The following is a 16,781-nucleotide window of genomic DNA, read 5'->3' as shown; positions in this document are numbered from 1 at the left end:
CCGGAGCCCAGAGCCCAGGGAGCACAGCACGGGGAACAGGGCCCAAGGGGCACAGCGCGGGGAGCAGGGCGCAGGGGGAAGGCCCTGCGCTCAGAGCCAGCCCTTCTCCTGGGCGATCCGTACCGCCTCGGCCCGGTTGCGCACCGCCAGCTTCTGGATGGCCGTCGAGAGGTAGTTGCGGACCGTGCCCTGGGAGAGGTGGAGGACCTTGGCCAGCTCGGCGTTGGTGGAGCCGTCGGCCGCCGCGCGCAGCACCTCGCGTTCGCGCTCGGTGAGGGGGTTGGCGCCCTCGGCCAGCGCGGCCGCGGCCAGGGTGGGATCGATGACCCGCTCGCCGGCCAGCACCTTGCGGACGGCGGCGGCGAGTTGCGCGGCCGGCGCGTCCTTGACGAGGAAGGCGTCGGCTCCGGCCTCCATGGCGCTGCGCAGATAGCCGGGGCGGCCGAAGGTGGTGAGGACGACCAGCTTGACCTGGGGAAACTCCCGGTGCACCCGGGCCGCCGCCTCGATGCCGGTGCAGCCGGGCATCTCGATGTCGAGCAGCGCCACGTCGACGCCGTGTGCGCCGACGGCGGCCAGTACCTCGTCCCCGCGGGCGACCTGCGCGACGACCTCGATGTCGTCCTCGAGGCCGAGGAGTGCGGCCAGCGCCTCCCGGACCATGGACTGGTCCTCGGCCAGAAGAACCTTGATCGTGCTCGTCATGCCCCGGATCCTACGTCCACCGAAGTGGCCGTGGGTACGCGGGCGACCAGCCGGAATCCATGCTTGATCCGGCCCGCCTCCAGGGTGCCGCCCGCCTTCTCCAGGCGCTCGGTCAGACCGGTCAGACCGTTGCCCGGGCCGTTTCCGGCACCGCCTGATCCGTTGTCCTCGACGGTGAGTTCGAGGATCGGGCCGTTCAGGGTCTGGCGGTGCAGCAGCTGGACGGCGCACCGGTCGGCGCCGCTGTGCCGGACCACGTTGGTGACCGCCTCGCGCAACGCCCAGGCGAGGGCGGCCTCGGCCTCGTCGGTGGTGCCGGTGAGGTCGGGTTCGGCCGGGATCTCGGCGACGACACCGGCGGCGGTCAGGGCGACCTGGGTGCCGGCGAGTTCGGCGGCCAGGCGCGGGCGGCGGTAGCCGGTGACGGCCTCGCGGACGTCGACCAGGGCCTGCCGGCTGACCTGTTCGATGTCGGCGACCTGCTGGGCCGCCTTGTCGGGGTGGTCGGGCAGCATCCGGCCGGCCAGCTCGCTCTTCAGCGTGATCAGGGAGAGCGAGTGGCCGAGCAGGTCGTGCAGGTCGCGGGCGAGCCGGAGTCGCTCCTCGTTGGCGGCGAGCTGGGCGACGGTGGCCCGGGCCTTGCGCAACTCGACGGTCGTGCGGACCAGTTGGCCGACGCCGACCATCGCGAACCCGATGAGGAGCACGAGGAGCGCCTCGTCGGTGTCCTCGCTGCCGACGTGCAGCCCGATGAGGAACATCACCACGGCCGTGGCCGGGATCGCCCAGTACGACGCCCGGACCGGCAGGGTCGCCCCGCAGGCCACCGAGAGGTAGACGAAGAGTCCGAGCCAGGAGCCGCCGAAGGCGAGAGCGAGCACCGGGGCCAGGACGCCGAGGACGGCGAGCCGGGTGACGACGGCCCGCGGCGAGAACTGCTTGCCCATGTTCCGGAAGACCAGCGTCAGGTAGGTCCCGACGAAGGCGCTCAGACCGAGCGCTCCGGCCACGGTGGCCGCGGTGGAGTGATCTCCGTTGACCAGGTCCTCGACCGGGGAGCTGAGGAAGACCAGCCAGACACCGATCCACAGCGCCTTCACCAGCACCTCGCGCCGGTTGCCGACGCCCTGGCCGATCCGCACCTGCACTTCGGGCCCCGTCTCACGGGCCAGTGGGTCTTCCGTCATCGTGCTCACGCCTTCAGCGTGTCCTTCCGGTACAGCCAGGCCGCGCCGCCCGCGAAGAGGACGAAGTAGACGGCGAGGATGGCGACGTCCGTCGCGCTGGGCGCCTGGCTCTGCTCGATCGCCCGTCCCAGTGCAGCGTACGCGTGGGTGGGCAGCCACTTGGCGATGTCCTGCAGGACCTGCGGAAACGTGGTCGACGGCATCCACAGTCCGCCGAGGATCGACAGCCCGAAGTAGACGATCATCGTGATCGGGCGGACCGCGTCACCGGAGGCGACGTAGCCGATGGCGACGCCGAGCGCGGCGAAGACGAGACTGCCCGCCCAGATGACGCCGGCGAGGGCGAGCCACTGCCAGGCGTCCAGCCGTACGTGCTTCACGACGGCGGCGACCAGGAACACCATGATGATCGACGGCAGGCTGACCACGGCCGCGCTGGCCGTCTTGGCGAGGACGTAGCCGCGCCCGGGCAGCGGGGTGAGCCGCAGCTGCCGTACCCAGCCGCTCTCGCGCTCCTTGGCGATGCGCTCGCTGTTGCCCATGAGAACGGCGGTCAGGGCGCCGAAGGAGGCCATGGAGACCATCAGGTAGGTGGCGACGGTCAGTCCGGTGCCGTCGACCTTCTCGTTCGAGCCGGAGCTGCTGGAGAAGATCAGGTAGATGAACGACGGGTAGAGCACCGAGAAGAACAGGAACTTCTTGTTGCGCAGGGCACGTGCGAGTTCGAGCTTGATCAGGGCGTTCATGACTGCTTGGCCTCCTCGGCCTCCGTGATGGCGACGAAGGCCTGCTCCAGGCCGAGGCCGGCGACTTCGAGGTTGCGGGGGTAGACGCCGAGGCCGTACAGCGCGTGGACGGTGGCGTCGGCGTCGGACGACTGGACGCGGACGGTCTGGCCGGACACGTCGATCGAGGTCAGGAACGGCAGGGCGCGCAGGGCGGTCTCGTCGATCGCGCCCTCCAGGTCGAAGGAGACCCTCCGGGCGCCCGCCTTGGCCTTGATCTCGGCGGCGGTGCCGTCGGCGAGGAGCCGGCCGCGGTGCAGCACCAGGACCCGGTCGGCTATGGCGTCGGCCTCTTCGAGGTAGTGGGTGGCGAAGAGGACGGTACGGCCCTGGTCGGCCTGCTCGCGCATGGTGGCCCAGAAGGCCTGGCGGGCGGAGACGTCCATGCCGGTGGTCGGCTCGTCCAGGATGATCAGGTCGCTGTCGCCTGCGGTGGCCAGGGCGAACCGGACGCGCTGGGCCTGACCGCCGGAGAGCTTGTTGACCTTGCGGTCGGCGATCTGTGCGATGCCGGCGCGGGCCATCACGTCCGCGGCCCGGTACGGCTTCGGGTGCAGCGAGCAGGCCAGCTTCACCAGTTCGGCCACGGTGACCTCGTCCATCAGCCCGCCGCTCTGCAGCATGGCCCCGACGCGGCCGGCGACGATCGCCTCGCGCGGGGTGGAGCCGAACAGGCTCACCGTGCCGCCGTCGGCCTGCTTGAGGCCGAGGAGCAGGTCGAGGGTGGTGGACTTGCCGGCCCCGTTCGGGCCGAGGAGGGCGACGGTCTCGCCCGGGTACAGCCGGAGCGAGAGGCCGTCGACGGCCTTCACGTTCCCGTACGTCTTGGTCACCTGGTCGAACCCGACCACCGGGCTGGTGGTGGCCGGTGCCGCTGTCGTTGTCATGCCCTCCATGCTGGCCGAGGGGGCCCGGATCCCGGCAGTGTCGGGGGTCCCCGGTGTGGGATGACAGATGTCATGCGGATCGGATGACAGACAGGAAAAAGGGGGGCGCCCCGTGGACGCCCCCCTGGTGAGACGGACTAGTTCGGGTTGGTGGCGATGACGGCGAGCCGGTTGGTCTTGCTCATCAGCGCCTGGCGCAGGGCGACGTAGACGTCCTGGGGCGTGACCGCCGTCTTCTTGCCGTTGGCCCGGGTGATGAGCACCCCGTCGAACGCCTGGCCGTAGAGCTGCTGCAGGGCGTTGAGGTCCGGGGCGTCGGTCAGTTTGCCGTCGGGGGTGGCCTTCACCCGCAGGAACTTCCACAGCGAGTTCTGCGGACTCATCGGGACCGAGTGCGCCGCGTCGGTCTGCACCGTCACCTTGCCCGACATCGCCGGCTCGGCGAACTCCTTCATCTCACGGTCGACCTCGGCGTTGGAGACGGCCGGCTGCTTGGTGGCGGTCGGCACGGCGACCGGGGTCGCGGTGCCCGTCTCCACCAGCGTGCGATAGGCCTGTTCGACCGCCCGGCCCGACTGGGTCGCGTCGATGGCCTTGCCCGCCTTGCCGTGGACGGCCACGGCCTTGCCGGACTCGAACTTGATGGTGCCCTCGGTGACCGAGCCGGAACCGGAGCCGCCGCCGGCCTGCTGGAGCGCGGCCTGGAGCTTCTCCTCGTCCACCGGCATGGCCGGTTCGACCTCCCGCTTCTGCCCGAAGAGGGAGCCGATCACGGAGACGGGGTTGTAGTCGCTCGTCGCGGCTGCGCTCACCGTGGTCTGGAAGTCGAACTGCAGGCCGGACTTGTCCGGGGTGAGGGAGACCGTCCTGCCGTTCACGGAGAGCTTCAGCGGCTTGTTCACCCGGGTGCCGAAGGCGTCGTCGAGCTTCTTGACGGCGTCGTCACGGGTGCCGCCGCCGATGTCCACGCCGAGCACGGTGGTGCCCTTGGGCACGTCGGTGTGGTTCATCAGCAGCCCGGCGCCGTAGGCACCGCCCGCGACGACGAACGCGCCGACGCCGAGCAGCACGAGCTTGCTGCGGCCCTTCTTCTTCGGCCTGGCCGCCGCCTTGGGCTGCGGAGCGGGATCGGGCAGCTTGGGTGCCGTGTGGGGCACCGGGCCGTCCGGGTTCGTGCCGGTGCCGAACGGGGAGTTCCCGGAGGCCGGGACGACCGGGATACCGCTGGTGACGGTGTGTCCGGAGACGTTGTCCGGGGCTCGGTATCCGGGCGTGCCCGGGTCGGGGGCCGGCTTCTGCGGGGTGAGGATCGCGGTGTCGTCACTGAGCCCGCCACCCGGAATGCCTGGAATGCCGGGGACTCCCGGAACGCCCGTTCCCGTGTGGGCACCGGGGACGAGCGGGCCGCCGCGGCCGTCACGGTCGTTCGCGCCGCCGGGGCCGCCGGAGCCACCGGGGCCGCCGTAGCCGCCCGGGCCGTCGAAGACCTCGCCGACGAGGTCGGTGAGCGAGCTGGCGGGCGGGGCGAGGGGGCCGTCGCCGGTGACCGGGCCGCCGGTCGGGCCCGCGGGGCCCTGCGGGCCGCCGGGGCCGCCGTGTCCGTTCGGCCCGTTGAAGCCGCTGGGGCCGCCGGGGCCGCCCTGGCCGGCCGTGCCGCCGGCACCGGCGAGACCGCCCTGGCCGCCGTTCTCCGCGAAGTAGGGCAGATCGTCGCGGCGGGGCTCGCCGTCGGAGGCGCCGGGACGGGGGCCGCCCAGCGGGCCCGCGGCCAGTGCCTCGGTGACGTCGAAGGAGCCGGTGCCGCCGCCGTGACCCGGGGCCACGGGGCCGCCGGTGGCGCCCGGCAGGCCCGAGCCGTTCGTACCGCCGGGCCGGGCGCCCGGCGCGCTCATGGAGCCGACCACACCGCCGGGACGGCCGCCACCGGGGCGGGTACCGCCGGCACCCGGCCCGGCCGGACCGCCCGGGGCGGCCGGACCGCCCGGGGCAGCCGCGGAACCGCCGGGCATTCCGGCGCCGTTCGTACCGCCGCCGCCCGGACCGCCCTTGGGCGCGCCGGACTTGCGGGGCGCGAACCAGTCGCTGGTCTTCTCCTCGGCCTGCGGGCCGGGCTCGGCGGGCGGCTCGGCGGCTCCCGCGGGCGGCGCGGCGGCAGGGGCCGGGCGCGTCTCGGCGCCCGTGTCCCCCCCGGCGCCCTCGCCGTCGGTGACGGGTGTGCGCACGACGACCGGCGGGATGGGCCGTGATCCGGGAATGTTGATCCGGATCCGGGTGGTCAGCGTGGTCTCGGTCTTGCGTTCCTCCGGCCGGGTGGCCGAACGGCCCGCGTCCGCACCGGCGTCGGAAGCCATGGGGGTCCCGTACGGCGGCGTCCCCGAGGGGTAAGCGGCTCCGCCGCGCCCGTCGGGCCCGGAGGACGGAGTGTCAGTTTCACGGCTCAAGGCAGGTTCTCCCGGTTGGCTCCGCCGCCCGTTACGACCTCAGCGGGCAGCTCGGCGGCGCGCACCACCATACTGTCCACGCCTGGCGCGTATCCCATGACCGCCGGGGAAACCCACACCGGACTCGCACGTGCGCCGCACGGCGAAGTGGTACGTCACTTGCCAAGTCGGGCGGGGCGGCCGTCGGGTTGCCGCACGGAGGCAAGAGTGGCGCAGATCACAGCCAGGGCCATGCCGCCGAGCAGGAAGAGGTAGGAGCCGCCTCCTGCGCCGAACAGGAAGTCGCCTTCCGGGCGGCTGTTGACGAGCAGGATGACGGCGATGATCCAGCCGACGACCGGCGCGACCGCCCCGCCCCGCCCGCCGAGCGCGTACGCCCCGCCGAGGAACAGTCCGGCGGCGCCCGCGAGGGCGAGCAGCAGCCCGCCGGGGAACCAGGCGGCCTGCACCAGGGTTCCGGCGAGCCCGACGAGCGCGCCGAGCAGGAACAGCCCGAAGTAGGCGGCCGTCCGCCCGGCGGAGGGGCGTTGCAGCGGCTGAGCGAGCATCGACCCGCGTCCGGCGGTGCTCATGACTCCTCCTCCACACCCGCGAACAGATCGGTCTCGCCGGGCTGCGCCTCGCCGCGCACCAATTGGTAGTACTCGGTGGTGAACAGCGGCTGGGCGAGGTCGTTGGAGAGCGCGAAGTAAGGCCGGCCGGGGGCGAGCGCGATCTGGGTGGCGTGGGCGCGCATCGCGGCGGCCTTGGCCGCGGCGTACGCGGTGCCGTCGACGGCGGTGGTGATCCGCTCGTCGTCGACCACGCCCGGCACGTCGGCGACGGAGGCGGCCTTGTCGAACGGCAGTGCGGACAGCTCGTCGTCCAGCCGGGCGAAGGCGGCCTCGGCGACGGAGCGCGGTACCCGGTTCCAGTAGATCTTGGCGATCCGGTGGCCCTGTCCGGCCGCCCGTTCCACGGCGCGCATGGCGACGCGGTGGGCCTGGACGTGGTCGGGGTGGCCGTACCCGCCGTTGTCGTCGTAGGCGACCAGGACCTGGGGGCGGACCTCCAGGATCACCTCCGCGAGAGAGGCGGCGGCCTCGTCCACGTCGGCCTGCCAGAAGCAGCCCGGGTCGTCGTTGTCCGCCGTGTCCATCATCCCGGAGTCGCCGTAGCGGCCCGCGCCGCCGAGCAGCCGGACGTCCTCGACGCCCAGCTCGCGCAGGGCGGCGATCAGCTCGCCGCGCCGGTGCGCGCCCAGGGCGGCGCCGGTCAGATGCCGCAGCCCGGGCGGAATGACCTCCCCGCGCTCTCCGAGGGTGCAGGTGACCAGGGTCACATGGGCACCCTCGGCCGCGTACCGGGCCATGGTCGCGCCGTTGTTGATCGACTCGTCGTCCGGGTGTGCGTGCACCAGCAGGAGGCGCCGGGAGGGCCGTTCCGTCATGGGACCACCCTACGAGGCGGTCGCCTTCTTGCCTGCCACCCCGTGGCCGCTTCCCACTCTTCGCCGTCCAGCACATGGGCGACTGCCGGTGCAATCCGCTCGATCCAGTCGATAGCGCCGGTAACCTCCGCCTCGTCCATGGGGCGGCGCTGCTCGAGATCGCCGTCAATCAGGTCGGCGTCGTGGGCGATTTTGTTGCGACGCCGAGTGATCTCCGGATAGCGGCTGCGAAGCTGCGCCGTCCTTGGTGCTCTCGTCCTTGTAGAGCGGCAGCCCGTCCGTCGAGATCGTCCAGTCGGCGATCGTGACGTCCTCGCCGCTTGGGCATACGGTCCGCGGTCGAACTGTGTCGTGCCCTGGACGCAGGTACCCGTACGGGTGACGAACTCCTCGGCCAACACCTCGCCGAACTGACCTGCGCTGACGTAGGCGGCGTTCGGGTTGGTCGGAACAGTGAGCTCGGCCTGTGAGCCATGGATCGCGAGGAGGGGCTGGTACCCGTACGGACGCCCGAAGTCGGGTGACGCCTTCGCCCGTTCCCTCAGCCGTCTGTCCACGTCCCGCTCGTACACCCGCTGCCCTCAGCGTTCGCTCGCCCCCGGAGGGTGAACCTTACGAAGCCGGGCAGCAGGAGGCAGCAGAACGCGTCAGAACTTGATGCTGCCGATCATGCTGGCCACGTTCGTCGTCAGCTCGCTGATCGTGGGGGCGACGGTCGAAGAGGCGAGATAGAAGCCGAGCAGGACACAGACCACCGCGTGGCCGCCCTTCAGCCCTGACTTCTTGATCAGCAGGAAGACGATGATCGCCAGCAGCACCACCGCCGAAATCGAGAGTGCCACGGCGGCTCACCTCCAAAGATCCCGGGTACACGGGGGGTTCGGACTATGGGGGTTGTGACTCGGTTGTAGATCGGTAGACCAAATCCATGCAGACGCCAGCGGGTTCATACCCACTCAGCGGTAGTGATCATAACTATCCGTGCTCGCGCATCGCTCGGCGCACGGCCGCACAAGGGGGCGCATGGCCAATATGGTCGGGGTATGACGACCGAGGCTGACTCCTTCCCCCGTCGGCACGCGCGCACGCAGCGGTTCACGCTCGGCGCGCCGCGTGCGTTCACCGTGGCACCCGACGGTTCGCGTGTCGCGTTCCTGCGTTCCGGTTCGGGCACGGACCGGGCCAACTCCCTGTGGATTCTTGATCCGGCGGACGGTACCGAGCGGATCGCCGCCGACCCGCGCACCCTCCTGGGCGGCGCCTCCGAAGAGCTCTCGCCCGAGGAGAGGGCACGCCGGGAGCGCAGCCGCGAGGGGGGCGCCGGCATCGTCGGCTACGCCACCGACTCGGCCCTGGAGTTGGCGTCTTTCGCCTTGTCAGGGCGGCTTTTCACGGCGCAACTGCGGGCCGGTACGGCGCGCGAACTGCGCGTCGCGGGACCGGTGATCGACCCGCGGCCCTCGCCCGACGGGCGGCATGTGGCGTACGTCGCGCAGGGCGCCCTGCGGGTGGTGGACGCCGAGGGCGGGAACGACCGGGCGCTGGCCGAACCGGAGTCGGACGCAGTCACCTACGGCCTCGCCGAGTTCATCGCGGCCGAGGAAATGTCGCGTTCGCGGGGTTTCTGGTGGGCACCGGAATCGGACCGGCTGCTCGTGGCGCGCGTGGACGACACGCCGGTGCGGCGGTGGTGGATCGCGGACCCGACCCGCCCCGAGCGTGAGCCGGACCACGTCGCCTACCCCGCGGCGGGGACGGACAACGCGGACGTACGACTGTTCGTCCTCGGCCTCGACGGCGTCCGCACGGAGGTCGTCTGGGACCGTGCACGCTATCCGTATCTGGCGCGTGTGCACTGGTCGGAGGCGGGGGCACCGCTGCTCCTGGTACAGGCGCGGGACCAGCGCAGCCAGCTGTTCCTGGCGGTGGACCCGGCATCCGGGGCGACCCGGATGGTGCATGCCGATGAAGATCCAACATGGCTGGAACTTTTCGCCGGTGTGCCCTGCTGGAACCCGTCCGGTCAGCTTGTCCGGATCGCGGACGAGGGCGGCGCGCGGGTGCTCGCGGTCGGCGAACGTCCACTGACGGGGCCGCAGTTGCACATTCGTGCGGTGCTGGACGTGGGCCGCGGCGATGTGCTGGTCACGGCGTCGGCCGGCGAGGAGGCGGAGTCCCCGCGGACCGGCGAGATCCATGTCTACCGGGTGAACGAACTCGGCGTGGAGCGCGTGTCGCAGGAGCCCGGTGTGCACACGGCGGTGCGTGCGGCGGACGTGACGGTCCTGGTGTCCGCCACACTGGACAGGCCGGGCTCGCGTGTCCAGGTGCTGCGTGACGGAAAACCGGCGGCGACTGTCCGGTCCTACGCCGAAGATCCTGGTTTGTCCACCGGCGTGACGCTCACCGAGGGGGGCGCACGCCGAATTCCGTGCGCCGTGCTTATGCCCAAGGACTACCCCGGTGACACTCCCCTGCCGGTGCTGCTCGACCCCTACGGCGGCCCGCACGGCGCCCGCGTGGTGGCCGCGCACAACGCGCACCTGACCTCGCAGTGGTTCGCCGACCAGGGCTTCGCGGTGATCGTCGCCGACGGCCGGGGCACCCCCGGCCGCTCGCCGGCCTGGGAGAAGGCCGTCCACCGCGACTTCACCCTCACCCTGGACGACCAGGTCGAGGCCCTCCAGGACCTCGGGAAGCGCTACCCGCTGGACCTCTCCCGGGTGGCGATCCGCGGCTGGTCCTACGGCGGCTATCTGGCGGCCCTCGCCGTCCTGCGCCGCCCCGACGTCTTCCGCGCGGGCATCGCCGGCGCCCCGGTCACCGACTGGCGCCTGTACGACACCCACTACACCGAGCGCTATCTGGGGGACCCCGGCCGGGACCCCGAGGCCTACCTCCGCAGCTCCCTGGTGACCGACGAGGGCCTGTCCTCCCCCGCCGCACCGCACCGCCCCCTGATGATCGTGCACGGCCTGGCCGACGACAACGTGGTGGCCGCCCACACCCTGCGCCTGTCCTCGGCACTGCTCGCCGCGGGCCGCCCGCACGAGGTGCTCCCGCTGTCCGGCGTCACCCATATGACCCCGCAGGAACAGGTCGCGGAGAACCTGCTGCTGCTCCAGGTGGACTTCCTCAAGCGCTCGCTGGCATAGCCGTACAAACCGCCGTGAAATGCGTTTACGCGCAAGTAACTTCACGGAAGCGGTGCCGAATTGCGGACGCGCGAGGCTGAACAGCGTACGGCCGTGCGGGTGCCGTGAAACGGGCCGGGGTGCGCCATGTCATCCCGGCCCGTTGCCGTTGCGCGCGGGCTTCTGCGGCTCCTCCGGGGCCGCCCCGTGCACCGGCGCGGAGTGCCTGACCGGCAGCGTCTCGGCGAAGTGGCAGGCCGAGTCGTGGGCCACCGGACCGCCCGCGCCCCGGAACTCCGCGGGGACCGCCAGCTCCGGCACCTCCCTGGCGCAGCGCTCCTGGGCCTTCCAGCACCGGGTGCGGAAGCGGCAGCCCGAGGGGACGTTCGTCGGGGACGGCACATCGCCGCTGAGGATGATCCGCTCACGGAGTTCGCGGGCTTCCGGGTCGGGCACCGGGACCGCCGACAACAGCGCCTGTGTATAGGGGTGCGTGGGGTGGTCGTAGATCTCGGTGTCGGTGCCGATCTCCACGATCCGGCCCAGGTACATGACCCCGACCCGGTCCGAGATGTGCCGGACGATCGACAGGTCGTGCGCGATGAAGACGTAGGAGAGGTCGAACTCCGACTGGAGCCGGTCCAGCAGGTTGATCACCTGTGCCTGGACCGAGACGTCCAGGGCCGACACCGGCTCGTCGGCGACGATCACCTCGGGGCGCAGCGCCAACCCGCGGGCGATGCCGATGCGTTGGCGCTGGCCACCGGAGAACTGGTGCGGGTAGCGGTTGATGTACTCGGGGTTGAGGCCGACCACGTCGAGGAGTTCCCGCACCCGGCGGCTCCGGTCGCCCTTGGGGGCCGCCTCGGGGTGGATCTCGTACGGCTCCCCGATGATGTCCCCCACCGTCATGCGCGGGTTGAGGGAGGTGTACGGGTCCTGGAAGACCATCTGGATGTTGCGCCGGACGGCCTTCAGGGCCCGGCCGGACAGCCGGGTGATGTCCTCGCCCTTGAATCTGATCGAACCCGCCGTCGGCTGTTCCAGGTTGCACAGCAGCTTCGCGACCGTCGACTTGCCGCAGCCCGACTCGCCGACGATGCCCAGGGTCTCGCCCTTGGCCAGGGTGAAGTCGACGCCGTCGACCGCCTTCACCGCGCCGATCTGCTTCTTGAAGAGGATCCCCCGCACCAGCGGGTAGTGCTTGACGAGGCCGCTGACCTCCAGGATCGGCTCAGCCATGCAGGCACTCCCTCCAGAAGTGGCAGGCACTGCCGCGCTCCTGCGAGACCTCGTGCAGCGGCGGCACGTCCGTGCGGCACACGTCCTGGACCATCGGGCAGCGGGGGTGGAAGGCGCAGCCGGGCGGGATGTCCATCAGGTTCGGCGGCAGCCCCTTGATGGCGTACAGCTCCTGCCCCTTCTGGTCCAGGCGCGGGATGGAGTCCAGCAGGCCCCGGGTGTAGGGGTGGGCCGGCGCCTTGTAGATGTCGTGCACGGGGGCCGACTCGACGATCCTGCCCGCGTACATCACGGCGATGCGGTCGGCCACGTCCGCGACCACACCGAGGTCGTGGGTGATGAGGATCAGCCCCATGTGGAACTCTCGCTGCAGTTCCGCGAGCAGCTCCATGACCTGGGCCTGCACGGTGACGTCCAGGGCCGTGGTGGGTTCGTCGGCGATGATGAGCGCCGGCTCCAGCGCCAGCGCCATGGCGATCATGATGCGCTGGCGCATGCCGCCGGAGAACTGGTGCGGATAGTCACGGACCCGCTGGGCCGCGCCCGGGATGCGCACCCGGTCCATCAGCTCGACCGCCCTGGCCCGGGCGTCCTTCTTCGACATGCCCCGGTGCACGACGAACATCTCGCCGAGCTGGTCGCCCACGGACAGCACGGGATTGAGGGAGGACAGCGCGTCCTGGAAGATCATCGCCATCCCGGCGCCCCGGAGCCTGCGCCGCTCCTCCTCCTTCAGTTTCAGCACGTCCGCGCCCCTGAAGAGGACCTCCCCGCCGGTGATCCGCCCCGGCGGCATGTCGAGGATCCCCATCACGGCCTGCGCGGTGACCGACTTCCCGGAGCCCGACTCGCCGAGCACCGCGAGGGTCTCTCCCTCGTCGACGGCGTACGACACCCCGTTGACGGCCTTGGCGACCCCGTCCCGGGTGCGGAACTCCACGTGCAGATCGCGCACTTCGAGCAGCATCGCCGTCACCTCAGCTTCGGGTCGAGGGCGTCGCGCACCGCGTCGCCGAGCATGATGAACGCCAGGACGGTGACCGCCAGCGCGCCGGAGGGCCACAGCAGCGCGTGCGGGGCGTTGCGGATGTAGGGGGAGGCGGCGGAGATGTCGATGCCCCAGGAGACGCTCGGCGGCTTCAGCCCCACACCGAGGTAGGACAGGGTCGCCTCCAGGGCGATGTAGGTGCCGAGGGCGATGGTCGCCACGACGATCACGGGCGCCACGGCGTTGGGCGCGATGTGCCGCAGCAGCATGCGGGAGTTGGAGGCGCCGAGGGCACGGGCCGCCTGCACGTAGTCGTTCTGCTTGGCGGTGATGACCGAGCCCCGCGCGATACGGGAGATCTGCGGCCAGCCGAGCAGCACCATGAACCCGATGACCGGCCAGACCGTATTACTGGTCACCACGGAGAGGAGGACGAGTCCGCCGAGGAGGACCGGGATGGCGAAGAAGATGTCGGTGGTCCGGGACAGCAGCGAGTCCCAGACGCCGCCGAAGAAGCCCGCGAGTCCGCCCAGCACCGACCCGAGGAGAGCGACCCCGAGCGTGGCGCACACGCCCACCGTGACGGAGGTACGGGCGCCGTACACGGTCCGCGTGTACACGTTGCAGCCCTGGCCGTCGTAGCCGAAGGGGGCCCCCGGCCCGGGCCCGTCCTGGGCCTTGGACAGGTCGCACACGAGGGGGCTGCCGGTGGTGATCGCCGAGGGCCACAGGGAGATGAAGACCAGGAAGAGGATGACGAGCGCGGAGACGAGGAAGACGGGGTTGCGCCGCAGGTCCCGCCAGGCGTCGGACCACAGCGAGCGCGGTCTGCCCTGCGGTCCGGTGCCCTGCGGTCCGCCGGGCGTCCGCTCCAGCGTCGCCGCCTCGCTCGCCGCGAGGTCCATCGCCCCGCCCGCCCCGGTCCCGGCGATGGCCCGGCCTGACTCGTACGGCTGCTCAGGCATAGCGGATCCTCGGGTCGAGTACGGCGTACAGGAGGTCCACGAGCAGGTTGGCGACCAGGAAGACCAGCACCAGGACGGTCACGAAGCCGACCACCGTCTGGGTGTTCTGGCGCACGATGCCCTGGTAGAGCTGGTAGCCGACGCCGTGGATGTTGAAGATCCGCTCGGTGACGATCGCACCGCCCATCAGCGCGCCGATGTCGGCACCGATGAAGGTGACCACGGGGATGAGGGAGTTGCGCAGCAGGTGCCGGGTGATGACCCGCCGGCGGGGCAGGCCCTTGGCGATGGCCGTACGGACGTAGTCGGACCGTCTGTTCTCCGCGATGGAGGTCCGGGTCAGCCGGGTGACGTAGGCGAGCGAGACGGAGGCGAGGACCAGGCCGGGCACGATCAGCTCGCCGAAGGCGGCGTCCGGGGAGACGGACGGCCTGATCCAGCCCCATTCGACGCCGAGCAGCAGCTGGAGCAGCAGACCGGTGACGAAGGTGGGCACGGAGATCACGACCAGGGTGGCGAGGAGCACTCCCGTGTCGACGGGGCGCCCGCGTCTGAGGCCGGTCAGGACGCCGAGCGTGATCCCGATGACGATCTCGAAGAGGATGGCGACGACGGTCAGCCGGATGGTGACGGGGAACGCCGTGGACATCAGCTCCGTGACCGGCTGACCGTTGAACGCCGTACCGAAGTCTCCGGTGAAGACGTTCCCCATGTAGGTCAGGTACTGCTGCCAGAGCGGCTTGTCGAGGCCGAACTCCTTCTTCAGCTGCGCCGCCGTCGCCGGATCGCAGGCCCGCTCGCCGCACAGCCCCGCGACGGGATCGCCCATCACGTTCACCATCAGGAAGATCAGCAGCGTGGCCCCGATGAACACCGGGACCATCTGGAGCAGTCGCCGGACGACGTAGCGTCCCATGGCGGCTCAGCTGACCTTGATCTCGTTGTAGACGGGGACGCTGAACGGGTTGAGCGCCACATCGGACAGCCGCTGGGAGTAGCCCGCGCTGCCGTTCTGGTACCAGAGCGGGATGGCGGCCATGTTGTCGCGGACCACCCCCTCGGCCTGCTGGAAGGTGGAGACCGCCTTGGCGGTGTCCGTCTCGGCGTTGGCCTGGTCGACGAGCTTGTCGAAGTCCTTGTCGGACCACTTGCCGTCGTTGGAGGAGGCGTCGGTGTAGTAGAGCGGCTGGAGGAAGTTCTGGATGAGCGGGTAGTCCATCTGCCAGCCCGCCCGGAACGGCCCGCTCATCTTGTGCTGCCCGATCTGGTTCCGGAAGTCGGCGAAGGTGCCCACCGGGTTCCCCACGCACGCCTTGTCATTGCCGAGCGCGTTGTTGACGGAGTTGCACAGCGCGTCCACCCACTCCCGGTGCGAGCCGGTGTCCGCGTTGTACGTGATCTTCACCTGTCCGCCGGGGAGCCCGCCCCCTTCCTTGATCAGCCGCTTGGCCTCGGCGGGGTTGTAGTCGCAGGCGGTGCCGCACAGGCCGGCCTTGAAGCCGCCCTTCGGGCCGAGCACCGGCGAGGTCCAGTCGGTGGCCGGGGTGCGGGTCTGCCGGAAGATCGTGTCGGTGATCTGCTTGCGGTTGATCGCCATGGACAGGCCCGTGCGGACCTTCTCCGAGCCCGGCTGGTTCCAGGCCTTGTCGTAATAGGGGAAGGCGAGGGTCTGGATGATGCCGGCCGGGGTGTTGATGTAGCGGTCGCCGAGGTCGCTCTTGACGTTCTTCAGCTGCGAGGCGGGGATGTCGTCGGCGAGGTCGAGGTTGCCGGCCATCAGGTCGGTGTAGGCGGTGTTGCTGTCGGTGTAGACCTTCAGGGTCACGCCGCCGTTCAGGGCCTTGTCGGCCCCGGGGTAGCCGTCCCACTTCTTCAGGGACATCTGCGAGCCCTTCGTATAGGACTCGATGGTGTACGGCCCGTTGCCGACCGGCTTGCTCAGCCAGGCCGAGTGGTCGGTGAAGAAGGACCGGGGCAGCGGGTCGAAGGCCGCGTAGCCCAGGGTGTCCGGGAAGCTGGAGAACTTCTGGTTGAGGTGGACGGTGAAGGTGTGGTCGTCCACGATCTTCAGACCGGACAGGATCTCGGCGCTCTGCGAGCCGCCGGCGGGGTGCACCTTGTCGTAACCGTCGATGTAACCGAAGAAGTAGGCGTTCTTCTGGTTGTTCTTCAGGCTCGCCCCGTAGTTCCAGGCGTCCACGAAGGACTTGGCGGTCACCTTCTCCCCGTTGGAGAAGGTCCAGCCGTCCTTGATCTTGATGGTGAAGTTCTGCGAGTCCTTGGTGTCGATGCTCGCGGCGAGCATGTCCTTCGCCTGGCCGGTCTTCGGGTCGTAGCGCTTCAGGCCCCGGAAGACCATGTCGAGGACCTTGCCGCCCTGGACCTCGTTGGTGTTGGCCGGTTCCAGCGGGTTCTGCGGGTCGCCCCAGGAGGAGCTGAGCACGGCGGCGTCGTTCCCGCCGCCTGAGCCGCCACCCCCGCAGCCGGTGGCCACGAGCGCCACTGCCGCCGCGCCGGCGGCCCATCGGGCGTACGCGGTTCCCCGCATGGCGTGCCTCCTCCGTGACCAATGATCCATTACCGGTCAATATCGGCTGGAAGGAGACATACCGCATGCCCGCCGTCCGATTGAGCGGCCTTTAGAGGGACACGTCAGCCAAATGCAGGCAGCCTCCGGGGCGCACCCCGACGATCTTGCCGCCGCGGCGCAATGGATCTCCGCGCAACGATGCCGAAACGTTGGATTACGACAGGTCGATGTACGCATTTCGACACACCAGCGTCCGCATATCGAACTCCTTGACTGAATAGTCCGATTGGTCCGATGTGAAGCACGGATTGATTACGGCGTGCTACCCGCGTAGCTACAGAATGGTCAAGTCCAAGCAAAGAAGGTAAATAGAAACCCAAGGGCGTCGAGAATTTATTGACCTTGAATGAATTGCGTTGAAAAAGTCCGGCGTAGCCCGTAGGGGAGCGCCCTGCGGAGTCATCAGACCCTCCCGTGGGCCAGGAGCA

14 protein-coding genes are annotated in these 16,781 nt (G+C 70.4%); 1 reads left to right on the top strand and 13 read right to left on the bottom strand.

The window, feature by feature from the left end:
• Positions 1 to 90 precede the first annotated feature (90 nt).
• From ACZ7P3_RS22325 to ACZ7P3_RS22290, 8 genes are all read right to left on the bottom strand, one after another.
• Positions 91 to 705, bottom strand: coding sequence for a response regulator transcription factor (locus ACZ7P3_RS22325; protein ID WP_472084253.1), 615 nt, complete (start codon positions 703 to 705; stop codon positions 91 to 93).
• The gene (locus ACZ7P3_RS22320; protein WP_472084592.1) at positions 702 to 1,892 is read right to left on the bottom strand and encodes a sensor histidine kinase; all 1,191 of its coding nucleotides are present in this window, start codon (positions 1,890 to 1,892) and stop codon (positions 702 to 704) included. The genes ACZ7P3_RS22325 and ACZ7P3_RS22320 overlap by 4 nt, the downstream gene beginning before the upstream one ends.
• 5 nt (positions 1,893 to 1,897) lie before the next feature.
• Positions 1,898 to 2,638 (bottom strand): ABC transporter permease, encoded by a 741-nt coding sequence (locus ACZ7P3_RS22315; protein WP_472084251.1) that lies wholly within the window; start codon positions 2,636 to 2,638, stop codon positions 1,898 to 1,900.
• Positions 2,635 to 3,564, bottom strand: a complete 930-nt coding sequence (locus ACZ7P3_RS22310; protein WP_472084249.1) for an ABC transporter ATP-binding protein — start codon at positions 3,562 to 3,564, stop codon at positions 2,635 to 2,637. Before ACZ7P3_RS22310 ends, ACZ7P3_RS22315 begins: the two co-directional genes overlap by 4 nt.
• A gap of 137 nt (positions 3,565 to 3,701) precedes the next feature.
• Positions 3,702 to 6,005, bottom strand: coding sequence for a hypothetical protein (locus tag ACZ7P3_RS22305; protein WP_472084247.1), 2,304 nt, complete (start codon positions 6,003 to 6,005; stop codon positions 3,702 to 3,704).
• Positions 6,006 to 6,160: 155 nt separating this feature from the next.
• Positions 6,161 to 6,577 (bottom strand): DUF6113 family protein, encoded by a 417-nt coding sequence (locus ACZ7P3_RS22300; protein ID WP_472084245.1) that lies wholly within the window; start codon positions 6,575 to 6,577, stop codon positions 6,161 to 6,163.
• Positions 6,574 to 7,434, bottom strand: a complete 861-nt coding sequence (gene mshB / locus ACZ7P3_RS22295) for an N-acetyl-1-D-myo-inositol-2-amino-2-deoxy-alpha-D-glucopyranoside deacetylase (RefSeq protein WP_472084243.1) — start codon at positions 7,432 to 7,434, stop codon at positions 6,574 to 6,576. Before mshB ends, ACZ7P3_RS22300 begins: the two co-directional genes overlap by 4 nt.
• A gap of 647 nt (positions 7,435 to 8,081) precedes the next feature.
• Positions 8,082 to 8,276 (bottom strand): hypothetical protein, encoded by a 195-nt coding sequence (locus ACZ7P3_RS22290; RefSeq protein WP_161287201.1) that lies wholly within the window; start codon positions 8,274 to 8,276, stop codon positions 8,082 to 8,084.
• A 201-nt stretch (positions 8,277 to 8,477) separates the two neighbouring features.
• Between ACZ7P3_RS22290 and ACZ7P3_RS22285 the strand changes: the two genes are divergently transcribed.
• On the top strand, positions 8,478 to 10,589 hold the full coding sequence (locus ACZ7P3_RS22285; protein WP_472084241.1) for a S9 family peptidase: 2,112 nt from the start codon (positions 8,478 to 8,480) through the stop codon (positions 10,587 to 10,589).
• Positions 10,590 to 10,718: 129 nt separating this feature from the next.
• On the opposite strand, the gene ACZ7P3_RS22280 is transcribed toward ACZ7P3_RS22285, so the two are convergent.
• From ACZ7P3_RS22280 to ACZ7P3_RS22260, 5 genes are read right to left on the bottom strand one after another with little or no spacing between them, the layout of a single operon-like run.
• Positions 10,719 to 11,810, bottom strand: a complete 1,092-nt coding sequence (locus ACZ7P3_RS22280; RefSeq protein WP_472084239.1) for an ABC transporter ATP-binding protein — start codon at positions 11,808 to 11,810, stop codon at positions 10,719 to 10,721.
• Entirely contained in the window at positions 11,803 to 12,777 is a 975-nt protein-coding gene (locus tag ACZ7P3_RS22275) for an ABC transporter ATP-binding protein (RefSeq protein WP_472084237.1), read from the bottom strand. Before ACZ7P3_RS22275 ends, ACZ7P3_RS22280 begins: the two co-directional genes overlap by 8 nt.
• Before the next feature lie 5 nt (positions 12,778 to 12,782).
• Positions 12,783 to 13,763 (bottom strand): ABC transporter permease, encoded by a 981-nt coding sequence (locus tag ACZ7P3_RS22270; protein ID WP_472084235.1) that lies wholly within the window; start codon positions 13,761 to 13,763, stop codon positions 12,783 to 12,785.
• Complete coding sequence (locus tag ACZ7P3_RS22265) at positions 13,756 to 14,679, bottom strand: ABC transporter permease (RefSeq protein WP_472084233.1); 924 nt, start codon at positions 14,677 to 14,679, stop codon at positions 13,756 to 13,758. Before ACZ7P3_RS22265 ends, ACZ7P3_RS22270 begins: the two co-directional genes overlap by 8 nt.
• 6 nt (positions 14,680 to 14,685) lie before the next feature.
• Complete coding sequence (locus tag ACZ7P3_RS22260; RefSeq protein WP_472084231.1) at positions 14,686 to 16,311, bottom strand: peptide ABC transporter substrate-binding protein; 1,626 nt, start codon at positions 16,309 to 16,311, stop codon at positions 14,686 to 14,688.
• Between the last annotated feature and the right edge of the window lie 470 nt (positions 16,312 to 16,781).

This window comes from Streptomyces sp. NPDC107581, from assembly GCF_055657175.1.
This window is presented reverse-complemented; position numbering and strand designations above follow the sequence as displayed.

Excerpts from the sequence above, each read along its gene's own strand:
- mshB (WP_472084243.1), bottom strand. The coding sequence starts at position 7,434 with ATGACGGAACGGCCCTCCCGGCGCCTCCTGCTGGTGCACGCACACCCG.
- ACZ7P3_RS22310 (WP_472084249.1), bottom strand. The coding sequence starts at position 3,564 with ATGACAACGACAGCGGCACCGGCCACCACCAGCCCGGTGGTCGGGTTC.
- ACZ7P3_RS22300 (WP_472084245.1), bottom strand. The coding sequence starts at position 6,577 with ATGAGCACCGCCGGACGCGGGTCGATGCTCGCTCAGCCGCTGCAACGC.
- ACZ7P3_RS22325 (WP_472084253.1), bottom strand. The coding sequence starts at position 705 with ATGACGAGCACGATCAAGGTTCTTCTGGCCGAGGACCAGTCCATGGTC.
- ACZ7P3_RS22265 (WP_472084233.1), bottom strand. The coding sequence starts at position 14,679 with ATGGGACGCTACGTCGTCCGGCGACTGCTCCAGATGGTCCCGGTGTTC.
- ACZ7P3_RS22285 (WP_472084241.1), top strand. The coding sequence starts at position 8,478 with ATGACGACCGAGGCTGACTCCTTCCCCCGTCGGCACGCGCGCACGCAG.
- ACZ7P3_RS22270 (WP_472084235.1), bottom strand. The coding sequence starts at position 13,763 with ATGCCTGAGCAGCCGTACGAGTCAGGCCGGGCCATCGCCGGGACCGGG.
- ACZ7P3_RS22315 (WP_472084251.1), bottom strand. The coding sequence starts at position 2,638 with ATGAACGCCCTGATCAAGCTCGAACTCGCACGTGCCCTGCGCAACAAG.
- ACZ7P3_RS22280 (WP_472084239.1), bottom strand. The coding sequence starts at position 11,810 with ATGGCTGAGCCGATCCTGGAGGTCAGCGGCCTCGTCAAGCACTACCCG.
- ACZ7P3_RS22320 (WP_472084592.1), bottom strand. The coding sequence starts at position 1,892 with ATGACGGAAGACCCACTGGCCCGTGAGACGGGGCCCGAAGTGCAGGTG.
- ACZ7P3_RS22275 (WP_472084237.1), bottom strand. The coding sequence starts at position 12,777 with ATGCTGCTCGAAGTGCGCGATCTGCACGTGGAGTTCCGCACCCGGGAC.
- ACZ7P3_RS22260 (WP_472084231.1), bottom strand. The coding sequence starts at position 16,311 with ATGCGGGGAACCGCGTACGCCCGATGGGCCGCCGGCGCGGCGGCAGTG.